Below are 11,628 nucleotides of genomic sequence, written 5' to 3'. Positions count from 1 at the left end.
ACGCGATGCCCGGCGACGGTATTTACCCTCCAGTAGCCGCCGAACCGTGGCGCAGCCTTGCGCCCGAGGGCCACATCAGGTGGACTACGCGCAAGGCACGATCAGACACGTACCCTGCACGGGTGCGAACGGACGGAGGAGTCAGGTTGAGCGCGACCTCGGGTGGCCCGGAAGGTGCCGCCACCCAGACCGCAGGCGATCGCCTCGGACTGACCGCAGGCATGGTCGTCCAGGAGCTCGGGTGGGACGAGGACGTCGACGACGACCTCCGCGTCGCCATCGAGGACACCGTCGACGGTGACCTGGTCGACGGCGACTACGGCAACGTGGTCGAAGCCGTCCTGATGTGGTGGCGGGACGGCGACGGCGATCTCGTGGACGGTCTCGTCGACTCCCTGACCGATCTCGTCAGCGGCGGGGTGATCTGGCTGCTCACCCCCAAGGTCGGACGCCCCAGCAGCGTGGACCCGGCCGACATCGCCGAGGCCTCCCAGGTGGCCGGTCTGTCGACCACCACCACCGCAGCGGTCAGCAAGGACTGGACCGCGACCCGGCTGGTGGCCCCCAAGACGGCACGCTGATCCGTCGCCCGCAGAAGTCCAGAGTACTCGTGATCGACGTACGCCGGGCCCCTGCCCTGGTCGGCCAGCAGCTCGTGTCGCTGCGCGTGCTGACCTCGGCCGGGGTGATTCGCCCCTACCCGCCGCAGGTGCTCGCCCGGCTGGCCCGCACCCTGGTGACGTGGGGGACCGGTCCGGCCGGCGGCTTCACCACGATGGCCCAGCGCGCGCCGCACCAGGTGGCGCTGGTCGACGAGCTCGGCGAGCTGACCTTCCGCGAGCTGCACGAGCGCAGCAACGCGCTGGCCGACTCGTTCAAGTCGCTCGGCGTCGCCGCCGGCGACGGGATCGCGATCATGTGCCGCAACCACCGCGGCTTCGTCGACGCGAGCATCGCCGCCGCCAAGGTCGGTGCGGACCTGCTCTACCTCAACACCGCCTTCGCCGGACCGCAGCTGGTGGAGGTGCTCGAGCGGGAGAAGCCGGCGCTGGTCGTGCACGACGAGGAGTTCAGCGGGCTGCTCGACGCGGCCGAGGACATCCGCCCGGTGCTCGGTTGGACCGACGGGGAGCGCAGCGACGCCGACACCCTCGATCAGCTGATCGCCGCCGGTTCGCGTGAGGACCACCACCCGCCGCCGCGGCCCAGCCGGGTGATCATCCTGACCTCCGGGACCACCGGCACGCCGAAGGGAGCGCCCCGCAGCGAGGCCGGCGTCGACGCGGCGGTCGCGCTGCTGTCGCGGCTGCCGTTGCGCCGTGGCTGGCGCACCCACATCGCGGCGCCGCTGTTCCACACCTGGGGCTGGGCGCACTGGGCGCTGGCGATGCTGCTCGGCTCCACGATGGTGCTGCGCCGCCGCTTCGAGCCCGAGGACTGCCTGCGCGCGGTCACCGAGCACGGGTGCGACTCGCTGGTCGTCATCCCGGTGATGCTGCAGCGGATCCTCCAGCTCCCGCAGGAGGTGCTCGACTCCTACGACCTGTCGAAGGTGAAGGTGGTCGCCGCCTCCGGGTCGGCCCTCCCCGGCGACCTCGGCGTGTCCTGGATGGACCAGTTCGGCGACACGCTCTACAACATCTACGGCTCCACCGAGGTGGCCTACGCCACCGTCGCCCAGCCGCGCGACCTCCGCGCCGCGCCCGGCACCGCCGGCCGGGCGCCGTACGCGACGGTCGTGAAGATCCTCGACGAGGAGGGCGACGAGGTGCCGCCGGGAGAGCCGGGCCGGATCTTCGTCGGCAACACCCTGCTCTTCGAGGGCTACACCGGCGGCGGCAGCAAGGACGTCGTGGACGGGCTGATGGCCACCGGCGACGTGGGCCGCTTCGACGCCGAGGGCCGGCTGTTCGTCGAGGGCCGCGACGACGACATGATCGTCTCCGGCGGGGAGAACGTCTTCCCCCAGGAGGTCGAGGACTGCCTGGCGCGTCACGACGAGGTCGTCGAGGTGGCGTGCATCGGTGTCGACGACCAGGACTTCGGCAAGCGGCTGCGCGCGTTCGTCGTACGACGGGAGGGCGGGTCGGTCGACGAGGAGGCGCTGAAGGGTCACGTCAAGGCGCACCTGGCCCGCTACAAGGTGCCGCGCGAGGTGGTCTTCGTCGACGAGCTGCCGCGCAACGCCACCGGCAAGATCCTCAAGCGCGAGCTGGCCGAGGCCGGTCCGGACGCGTGAGCGCGATGGAGACCGGCCACCCGGCCCCCGACTTCGAGCTGCGCGACCAGCACGGTCAGCCGGTGCGGCTCTCGTCGTACCGGGGGAAGGCCGTCGTGCTGATGTTCTACCCCTACGCGTTCAGCCGGGTCTGCACCGGCGAGCTGCACGAGGTCCGGGAGCAGCAGCCCGCGTTCGAGTCCGACCGGGTCCAGCTGCTGGCGGTCTCGTGCGACCCGATGTTCACGCTGCGGGCCTTCGCGGACCGCGACGGGCTGACCTTTCCGCTGCTCTCCGACTTCTGGCCGCACGGCGCCGTCGCCGCGGCCTACGGCGTCTTCGACGAGGTGAACGGGTGTGCGCGTCGCTCCAGCTTCGTGATCGACCGCGCCGGGGTGGTCCGCTGGTCGGTGCACAACGCGATGCCCGAGGCGCGTGACCTGGCCGAGCAGCTCCGGGTGCTCGACACCCTCCCCTGACCACCCTGACCGCCGAGTCGGCGCATCTGCAGCGGTCCAGACCTGCAGATGCGCCGACTCGACGCTGTTCGGGCCTGCAGATGCGCCGACTCGACGCTGTTCGGGCCTGCAGATGCGCCGACTCGGCGGTTCAGGCGGGGCTGCTAGGTAAAGAATCCCGGGATTCCGGCCAAACATGTGACAGGCCTTGCGCGGGGTAGTTGAATAGTCATTGCTACGGCCGCTGGTGACCCGAGACGCCAGCGGCCGTACGCATGCCCGGAGCCTTTTGTCCGGCGTCCCGACGGCTCGCGTAGTCTGCTCCCGGCCACAGCGGCCGAGCGGGCGTATAGCTCAGCGGTAGAGCACTGGTCTTACAAACCAGCGGTCGTAGGTTCGATCCCTACTGCGCCCACCGTTCTGGCTAGGGTTTCGGCCATGCCGGTCCCGCTGCACGAGCTCGTCGCCCTGCTCGACACCTGGTACAACCCGCGCTGGGCGGAGTCCTGGGACGCCGTCGGCCTGGTCTGCGGCGACCCCGAGCAGCCGGTCGGCAAGGTCCTGCTCGCGGTCGACCCCGCGCCCGAGGTGGTCGCCGAGGCGGCCGAGTGGGGCGCCGACCTGCTGCTGGTCCACCACCCGCTGCTGCTCACCGGGGTGCACTCGGTCGCGACGACCACCCCCAAGGGGCGGGTCCTGCACCGGCTGGTGCGGCAGGGCACCGCGCTGTTCACCGCCCACACGAACGCCGACGTCCCCGAGCACGGGGTCAACGAGGCGCTGGCGCGCGCCGTCGGGATCGTCGACCCGGCCGTCGTCGAGCTCGCCGACGACGCCGGGCCGGCCGCCAGCCGCGGCCACGGCCGGATCGGCCGGCTCGCCGAGCCGACCACCTTGCGGGGCTTCGCGGAGCGGGTCGCCCGGGCGCTGCCCGCGACCGCGCACGGGGTGCGGGTGGCGGGGGACCCGGACCGGCCGGTGCGCACCGTCGTGGTCGGCAGCGGCTCCGGCGACTTCCTGCTGGACACGGTGCTCGGGCTCGACGCCGACGTCTACCTGACCTCCGACCTGCGGCACCACCGGGCCGGTGAGTTCCTCGAGCACGGCCGGGCCGCGCTGGTCGACGTCGCGCACTGGGCCGCGGAGTGGACCTGGCTGCCGGTGGTCGAGAGCAGGATCGTCGAGGCGCTCGCCGGCAGCGGCACGAGCCTGGAGACCCGGGTCAGCACGCTGGTCACCGACCCGTGGTCGTTCCGAGTAACCTGAACGGCGCCAGTTGTTGTCCCCGACGTTGTCCCCGCACCATCGAACGCCCAGGAGCACACCCTGAAAGCCGACGCCTTCGCCCAGCTGAAGCTGCTCGACGTCCAGGAGCTCGACTCCCGGTGCGACCAGCTCCGGCACCGGCTCGCGCACCTCGAGGAGACCCAGCAGCTCGCCGCGATCGCGACCGAGCGCCGGGAGATGGACGACCGCGCCCGCGACGTGCGGATCCACCTCGAGGACCTGACCCGCGAGCAGCGCAAGGCCGACGCCGACGTGGAGCAGGTGAAGACCCGGCTGACCCGCGACCAGCAGCGCATGGACGCCGGCCTGGTCAGCAACCCCAAGGACCTCGAGCGGATGCAGAGCGAGCTCGTCTCGCTGGGCCGGCGGATCTCCGCGCTGGAGGACGCCGAGCTCGAGGTGATGGAGGAGCTCGAGCAGACCCAGAACGAGTACGACGCGCTGCAGGGCCGGCTGGCCGAGCTCGACGCGACGGCAGCCGAGCTCTCCGCCAGCCGCACGGAGAAGGCGCAGGGGATCGAGACCGAGCTGGCTGCGGCGATCGCGCAGCGGAAGACCGCCGCCGACGGCCTGCCCGAGGACCTGCTGAGCCTCTACGAGCGGATCCGCACCCAGAAGGGCGGCGTGGCGGCGGCACGGCTGCGCGCCCGCCGCTGCGAGGGCTGCAGCCTCGAGCTCACCGCGTCCGACCTCGGCTCGATCGCGAAGGCGGCCACGGACGAGGTGCTGCGCTGCGAGGAGTGCAACCGGATCCTGGTGCGCACCTCCGAGTCCGGCATCTGATGTCCGGCGGCAGTGCTGCGGCGCACCCGCGCGTCGTCATCGAGGCCGACGGCGGCTCGCGCGGCAACCCCGGCGACGCCGCCTACGGCGCCGTGCTCTTCGACGCGGCCACCGGCGAGGCGATCGCCGAGCGGGCCGAGTGCATCGGGGTCGCGACCAACAACGTCGCCGAGTACCGCGGCCTGATCGCCGGCCTGGAGCTCTACAACGAGCACACCCCGGAGGCCGAGCTCGAGGTCCGGATGGACTCCAAGCTGGTCGTCGAGCAGATGTCGGGTCGCTGGAAGATCAAGCACCCGGACATGAAGCCGCTGGCGATGGCGGCCAGCCGGCTGGCTCCGCCCGCGACGACGTACACCTGGATCCCGCGGGAGAAGAACAAGTACGCCGACCGGATCCTCAACGAGGCGCTGGACACCCAGGCCGGCAAGCCGGTGAAGCGGGCTGCCCCGCCGGCCGCCGCCTCGGAGCAGGCCCCGCCCCGGCTGGGCTGGAGCGGCGACCCGGGCACGCCGACCACGCTGATCCTGGTCCGGCACGGCGAGACCGAGCACACCCGGGAGAAGCGGTTCAGCGGCCACGGCGGCGACGACCCGGGGCTGAACGCCGACGGCCGCGCGCAGGTGCGCGCCACCGCGGAGTGGCTGGCGCCGCTGGCCGAGGAGATCGACGTCGTGGTCTCCTCGCCGCTGCGCCGCACCCGGGAGACCGCGGAGATCGTCGCCGAGATCCTGGGCCACCGCGCCGAGGTCGAGGACGGTCTGGCCGAGGCCGCCTTCGGCACCTGGGACGGGCTGACCTTCGCCGAGGTCAAGGACCGCCACCCCGACGACCTCGAGGCCTGGCTGGGCGGGCTGGACGTCGCCCCCACCGGCGGCGGCGAGTCGTTCCAGGCCGTCGACCGCAGGGTCCGCCGGACCCGGGACCGGTTGATCGCCGCCCACCCCGGCAAGACCGTGCTGGCCGTCTCGCACGTCACGCCGATCAAGATCCTCGTCCGGCTCGCGCTGGACGCACCGCTCGAGTCGTTGTTCCGGATGGAGCTCGCTCCGGCGTCGGTGACCGTCATCTCCTGGTACGCCGACGGTCGCGCCTCGATGCGGATGTTCAACGCCCGCCCGATGGAGACCGCCTTCCTAGGAAGATGACCCGCATGCCCTCCTCACGCACCACCACTCCCTCCCGGCCTGCCCGCGGCAACCGCGGCCTGGTGATCGCCGTCGCCGCCCTCGCGGTGCTGCTGGTGATCGGCGGGCTGGTGCTCGCCGCCGCCCTCACCGGCGACGACGCGGGCTCGGCGACCGAGACCGGCGGCGCCGCGGCGCTGCCCTCGATCCCGCCCGGGCAGTGCATCGACCCGCCGTCGCCGCCGGCCTTGCCGCAGCAGTTCGACACCGCGCCGGACCCCTCGCTCGCGCAGGACAGCGTGTGGACCGCGACGCTGTCGACCAGCTGCGGCCCGATCGTCGTCGAGCTCTACGGCGACAAGGCCCCGCAGACCGTGTCCTCGTTCCTGTTCCTGGCCGACAAGGGCTACTGGGACGACAGCGCCTGCCACCGGCTGACCGACTCGGGCATCTTCGTGCTCCAGTGCGGCGACCCGACCGGCACCGGCTCGGGCGACCCCGGCTACGGCTACGGCGTCGAGAACGCCCCCGCCGACGGCAGCTACCCGCGCGGCACGCTGGCGATGGCGCGGACCACCGACCCGGCCTCCAACGGCGGCCAGTTCTTCATCGTCTACCAGGACTCGCAGATCCCCGACCCGACCGGCTACTCGATCTTCGGCCGCGTGGTGGAGGGCATGGACATCGTCGACCGGATCGCGAAGGCCGGCGTCGACCCGGCCGACGGGACCGCGCCGCTGCAGCCGATCAGCATCCTCGACGTCAGCGTCGAGAAGAAGGGCTGAGCCGGGTCAGAGCTCGGCGACGACCACGTCGAGGCGGGTGCCGGCCTTCCCGGCCGGCCCCTCCTCGACCGTCCAGCCGAGGTCGCGCAGCTGCTCGGCGAACCGGCGCGGCGTGCGCGCCGCCGTACCGTCCTCCAGCAGCGCCCGCACGATCCGGCCCTTGGTGGCCTTGTTGAAGTGGGAGACGACCTTGCGGCTGCCGTCCACCTCGTGCAGCACCCGCAGCGTCACCACGCGCCCGGCGGTGTCGGCGTCGGGCCGCCAGAACGAGGCGTACGTCGACGAGCGGAGGTCGACGACGAGCCCGCTGCCGGCCGCCTCCAGCACCGCGGGGGAGAGGTGCCGGTTCCACCAGGTCGCCACCGGGCCGACGCCGGGCAGCGTCACGTCGCCGGAGAGCCGGTACGCCGGGATCCGGTCGCCCGGGCGGACCAGCCCGAACAGCCCCGAGGTGACCGCGAGCCAGGAGGTCGCGCGCCGCTTCGCCGCACCCTGCAGCGACGGCAGGTCCAGCGCCTCGTAGAGGACGCCGGAGTAGACCCGGTCGGCCCGTGCCGTCGGCGCCCCGGGCAGTGCCGCGTCGCGGCGCACCTCGTCGGCCTGGGTGCTGCCCAGGCCGAGCACCTGGGCCGCCCGCTCGGGCTGGTCGCGGCACAGCGCCACCAGTGTCTCGAGGACGGTGCTCCGGGGGGCGGTGAGCACCGGCAGCGACAGCGCGGAGAGCTCCAGGGGCAGGCCCCGGCGGGGCGCGGTCTTGCCCTCCGAGGGCGGCAGCAGGATCAGCACGGCGCTCACCCTAGGGCCCGCCCTATGCTGGCGGTCCGGCACGCCGGTGCGGGACGACGCGGGAAGGTGTGATCGGGCATGCCCAGGCGAGTGGTGCGGGTCCTGCACGCGGACGGGGAGGCGCTGCGCAGCGGCATCGCCACCGTCCAGGCGGAGCTCGGGGTCAGTCCCGACTTCCCGCCGGACGTGCTCGAGGCCGCCGAGAAGGCCGCCCAGCAGCCGCGGCTGCCGGAGCTGGACCGGACCGACATCCCGTTCCTCACCCTGGACCCGGAGGGCGCCCGCGACCTCGACCAGGCGCTGCACCTCGAGCGCGACGGCGACGGCTACGTCGTGCACTACGCGATCGCCGACGTGGCCGCGTTCGTCAGCCCCGGCGACCCGGTCGACCTCGAGGCGCACCGGCGCGGCGAGACGCTCTACGGCGCGGACTCCAAGGTGCCGCTGCACCCGCCGGTGCTCTCGGAGGGGGCGGCGTCGCTGCTGCCCGACCAGGTGCGGCCGGCGCTGCTGTGGACGATCAAGGTCGACGCCACCGGCGAGGGCACCGACGTCGACGTACGCCGGGCGCTGGTGCGCAGCCGCGCCCAGCTCGACTACGCCGGCGTGCAGGCCCAGCTCGAGGCCGGCACGGCCGACCCGGTGTTCGCACTGCTGAAGGAGGTCGGCGAGCTGCGGCAGCGGCGCGAGGCCGCCCGCGGCGGGGTGTCGCTGCCGCTGCCCGAGCAGGACATCGTCGTCGACGGCTCGCGCTGGACCCTGGAGTTCCGGCAGATGTCGCCGGTCGAGGAGTGGAACGCCCAGCTGTCGCTGCTCACCGGGATGGCCGGAGCGTCGCTGATGGTCTACGCCCGGGTCGGTCTGCTGAGGACGCTGCCGCCGCCGGACCCGCGCGACGTGCAGCGGCTGCACCGCACCGCGAAGGCGCTGCACATCGACTGGCCGGCCGAGCAGCTCTACCCCGACTTCATCCGGTCGCTGGACCCGGCGCTGCCGAACCACGCCGCGATGGTGCTGGCCTGCACCCGGCTGCTGCGCGGCTCCGGCTACGTCGGCTTCGACGGCGAGGTGCCGGCCCAGCCTGAGCACTCGGCGCTGGCCTCGGAGTACGCCCACGTCACCGCGCCCCTGCGCCGGCTGGCCGACCGCTACGCCGGCGAGGTCTGCGTGGCGCTCTGCGCCGGCGAGGAGGTGCCGGAGTGGGTGCTCGCCCGGCTGCGCGAGCTGCCGGACACCATGCAGGAGGCGGCCCGCCGGGCGAACGCCTACGAGAAGGCGCTGCTGAACCTGGTCGAGGCGACCGTGCTGCAGCCGTACGTCGGCTCGGCGTTCGACGGGGTGATCGTGGCCGTCGAGGAGAAGGACGCGACGCAGGGCGACGTCGTCGTCGCCGAGCCCGCGGTCGAGGCCCGGGTGACCGGGGCGGCCGCGCTGCCGCTGGGCACCGACGTCTCGGTCCGGCTCGTGGAGGCCGACCCCGGCCGCCGTACCGTCCGCTTCGAGCTCGCCTGAGCGGCTAGACTGGCCGCGGATGAGCTGGCCGGGCGACCGCGTGGAGGAGACTCCTCGAGGAAGGTCCGGGCTCCACAGGGCAAGGTGGTGGGTAACACCCACCCGGGGTGACCCGCGGGAAAGTGCCACAGAGAACAGACCGCCGTGACTGCCTCGGCAGGAGCGGTAAGGGTGAAACGGTGGTGTAAGAGACCACCAGCGCACCGGGTGACCGGAGCGGCTCGGTAAACCCCACCAGGAGCAAGGTCAAGAAGGACGAGGGTCTGCGGACCGTCGTCCGCGCGGACGTTCGAGGGCGGCCCGCCCGAGTCCGCGGGTAGACCGCACGAGGCTGTCGGCAACGGCAGCCCTAGATGGATGGTCGCCGACCGTGGCGCCGCGAGGCGCGCGGAGACAGAACCCGGCCTACAGGCCAGCTCATCCCTCGCCCTGGCTCTCCGGTGCGGACGCAGGCTCAGCGCTCGATCACGCGCAGGTGCGTCCAGCCGGTCGGGGAGTAGGCGGCGATCTCGTCGCCGTCGGTGTCGAAGAGCCGCAGGGCCCCGCCCTCGATGCTGTACGCGTCCACCTGCCACTCGCCCTGGTCCTCTTCGCCGGGGGTGAACACATGAATTCTCATGCCACAGAGTCGCACGCCGCCGGGCCGGTCGCCCGTGCGACGCGGCGGACCCTCAGGAGCCTGCGAGCCAGCGGTCGAACGCGTCGGTGCTGGTCGGCCGGCCCAGGAACCCCTCCACCAGGTCGGCGGCGGCGACGCTGCCGCCCGGCGCCAGCACCCGGTCCCGGTAGCGGCGGGCGATCTCGGCGTCGAAGAGGTCGGAGTGGTCGAAGCCGGAGAACAGGTCCTTGGCCAGCACGAGGCTCCACAGGTAGGTGTAGTACGCCGAGGAGTAGCCGGGGTCGGCCAGGTGGCCGAACGAGGCGTGCTTGTAGGTGTCCGGAAGCTGCGCGAAGGGCAGGTAGCGCTCCAGGAGCCCCTCGACGTAGGCCGACAGGTCGTCGGGGACGTCGGCGTGCAGGCCGTAGGACATCGCTGTGTAGGCCACCTGGACCGACAGCATGCTGGCCCGGCCGAACGCCTGCGCGGCCCGCATCCGCTCCACCAGGTCCGCGGGGATCGGCTCGCCGTCGGAGCCGCGGGCGAACCCGCTGAGCACCCGGTGGTCCCAGGCCCACTCCTCGAGCATCTGCGAGGGCGCCTCGATGAAGTCGCGCTCGGTCGCCACCCCGGAGAAGCGGGCCCACTGCTGGCCGCCGCCGAGCAGGGCATGGATCAGGTGCCCGAACTCGTGGAACAGCGTCACCACGTCGTCGTGGCCCATCAGGCCGCGGGGCAGGTTGCACAGCAACGCGCTCTGCGGCAGCTGCCGCCCGGCCAGGCCCTTGACCAGCGGGAAGTGCGCGGCGTGCTTGAACTTCCCGGCCCGCGGGTGCAGGTCGAGGTGGATCCGGCCGACCAGCCGGCCTCCGTCGCGGGCGTCGAGCACGTCGTACGTCGTCACCTCGGCGTGCCAGGCAGGCTCCTCGACCGCGACGTACTCCAGGCCGAACAGGCGTCCGGTGACCTCGAGCAGCCCCCGGTGCACCGCGGCGAAGTCGAAGTAGCCGCGGACCTGCTCGGCGTCCACGCCGAACCGCTCGCGGCGCACCGCCTCGACGTAGAAGCCGAGGTCGGACCAGGCGAACTCGGCGGCGTCGGGCTGGTCGTCCAGCTGACGGGCCCGCAGCTGCTCGACCTCGGCGCGCGCGGCCGGCTGCACCGCGGCGTCGAGCCGGTCGATGAAGGCAGCGATCGCCGTGCCCGAGCCGATCATCTTGACCTCGGCGTCGTAGTCCGGCCAGTCCGGGTAGCCGAGCAGCCGGGCCCGCTCGGCGCGGATCCGGAGGAGCTCGTGCAGCACCTGCTCGTTGGCGGGCCACCCGCGCCGGTCGAACTCGGCGAGCACCGCCCGCCGGGCCTCCGGGTCGCGGGCGAAGGTCCGCACCGGGAAGACGTCGGGGTAGTCGGTGGTGAGCACCACGGCGCCGTCGGGCTCGGCGGGGTGCCCCTCGAGGTAGTCGGCGGGCAGCCCGTCGAGCTGGTGCGGTCGCAGGGTCACGGTGCGGACGTCGTCGTTCACCGTGCGCTCGTAGGCCTGGCTCAGCGCGGTCTCCCGGTCGGTCAGCTCCTGCAGCCGGTCCCGGGTCTGCTCGTCGAGGTCGACCCCGGCCCGCCGGAAGTCCCGCAGCGTCATCTCGAGCATCCGGCGTGCGGTCGGGTCGAGACCGTCGGGGTCGACGGCGGCCAGCGCGTCGTAGACCCGGCGGTCCAGCCGGATCTCGCTGGAGAGCGTCGAGGCGGCCTGCTCGGCCAGCTCGGCGCGCTCGCGCACCGCCTGCTCCGGATGCGCCTGCGAGAGCAGGCCGGCCGCCGTGGTGGCGTTCAGCAGCCCGGTCGCGATGTCGTTCCAGCGCTCCAGGGTGGTGTCCGGGTCGGCCGGGCCGGAGGCGATCAGCTCCCGGGTCCGTCGTACGTCGTCGAGCTGGTCGTCGCAGCGCTCGCTGAGCAGCCGCAGCCAGCCGTCGGGGGAGCCGGGGAGGTCGAGGGGGCGCACCCGCGCACCCTAGCCGTCCACACCGTCGTCCGACCGCCGGGTCGCAGAGGCAGCGGAATGAGACGCGGAGTCGGTACG

At 73.0% G+C, this 11,628-nt stretch carries 11 protein-coding genes, 1 tRNA gene and 1 other RNA gene; 10 read left to right on the top strand and 3 right to left on the bottom strand.

Translation table 11 applies throughout. The features are described from left to right. Positions 1-146: 146 nt before the first annotated feature. From H9L09_RS21835 to H9L09_RS01935, 8 genes are all read left to right on the top strand, one after another. The gene (locus H9L09_RS21835; protein WP_281390810.1) at positions 147-581 is read left to right on the top strand and encodes a DUF3052 domain-containing protein; all 435 of its coding nucleotides are present in this window, start codon (positions 147-149) and stop codon (positions 579-581) included. 29 nt (positions 582-610) lie between these two features. Next, the gene (locus H9L09_RS01965; protein ID WP_187579114.1) at positions 611-2,239 is read left to right on the top strand and encodes an AMP-binding protein; all 1,629 of its coding nucleotides are present in this window, start codon (positions 611-613) and stop codon (positions 2,237-2,239) included. A 5-nt stretch (positions 2,240-2,244) separates the two neighbouring features. Next, positions 2,245-2,697 (top strand): peroxiredoxin, encoded by a 453-nt coding sequence (locus H9L09_RS01960; RefSeq protein ID WP_187580607.1) that lies wholly within the window; start codon positions 2,245-2,247, stop codon positions 2,695-2,697. Between the two features lie 322 nt (positions 2,698-3,019). Continuing rightward, positions 3,020-3,091: transfer RNA gene (locus H9L09_RS01955), tRNA-Val, on the top strand. 23 nt (positions 3,092-3,114) lie between these two features. Next, positions 3,115-3,942 (top strand): Nif3-like dinuclear metal center hexameric protein, encoded by an 828-nt coding sequence (locus H9L09_RS01950; protein ID WP_187579113.1) that lies wholly within the window; start codon positions 3,115-3,117, stop codon positions 3,940-3,942. A gap of 60 nt (positions 3,943-4,002) precedes the next feature. Further along, positions 4,003-4,746, top strand: a complete 744-nt coding sequence (locus H9L09_RS01945) for a zinc ribbon domain-containing protein (protein WP_187580606.1) — start codon at positions 4,003-4,005, stop codon at positions 4,744-4,746. After that, positions 4,746-5,894, top strand: coding sequence for a bifunctional RNase H/acid phosphatase (locus tag H9L09_RS01940; RefSeq protein WP_187579112.1), 1,149 nt, complete (start codon positions 4,746-4,748; stop codon positions 5,892-5,894). The genes H9L09_RS01945 and H9L09_RS01940 overlap by 1 nt, the downstream gene beginning before the upstream one ends. Before the next feature lie 5 nt (positions 5,895-5,899). Beyond that, positions 5,900-6,658 (top strand): peptidylprolyl isomerase, encoded by a 759-nt coding sequence (locus H9L09_RS01935; protein WP_187579111.1) that lies wholly within the window; start codon positions 5,900-5,902, stop codon positions 6,656-6,658. Positions 6,659-6,664: 6 nt separating this feature from the next. On the opposite strand, the gene yaaA is transcribed toward H9L09_RS01935, so the two are convergent. Then, positions 6,665-7,444 (bottom strand): peroxide stress protein YaaA, encoded by a 780-nt coding sequence (gene yaaA / locus H9L09_RS01930; RefSeq protein ID WP_187579110.1) that lies wholly within the window; start codon positions 7,442-7,444, stop codon positions 6,665-6,667. 78 nt (positions 7,445-7,522) lie between these two features. Between yaaA and H9L09_RS01925 the strand changes: the two genes are divergently transcribed. Together H9L09_RS01925 and rnpB are read left to right on the top strand one after the other, a co-directional pair. Continuing rightward, entirely contained in the window at positions 7,523-8,956 is a 1,434-nt protein-coding gene (locus tag H9L09_RS01925) for an RNB domain-containing ribonuclease (RefSeq protein WP_187579109.1), read from the top strand. Between the two features lie 20 nt (positions 8,957-8,976). Next, positions 8,977-9,380, top strand: an RNA gene (gene rnpB / locus H9L09_RS01920) — RNase P RNA component class A. Positions 9,381-9,410: 30 nt separating this feature from the next. Here rnpB and H9L09_RS01915 read toward each other — a convergent pair. After that, entirely contained in the window at positions 9,411-9,575 is a 165-nt protein-coding gene (locus H9L09_RS01915; protein ID WP_187579108.1) for a hypothetical protein, read from the bottom strand. Positions 9,576-9,627: 52 nt separating this feature from the next. Further along, positions 9,628-11,550 (bottom strand): M3 family metallopeptidase, encoded by a 1,923-nt coding sequence (locus H9L09_RS01910; RefSeq protein ID WP_187579107.1) that lies wholly within the window; start codon positions 11,548-11,550, stop codon positions 9,628-9,630. Positions 11,551-11,628: the final 78 nt, after the last annotated feature.

It is taken from the genome of Nocardioides mesophilus (assembly GCF_014395785.1).
GTDB lineage: Bacteria > Actinomycetota > Actinomycetes > Propionibacteriales > Nocardioidaceae > Nocardioides_B > Nocardioides_B mesophilus.
This window is presented reverse-complemented; position numbering and strand designations above follow the sequence as displayed.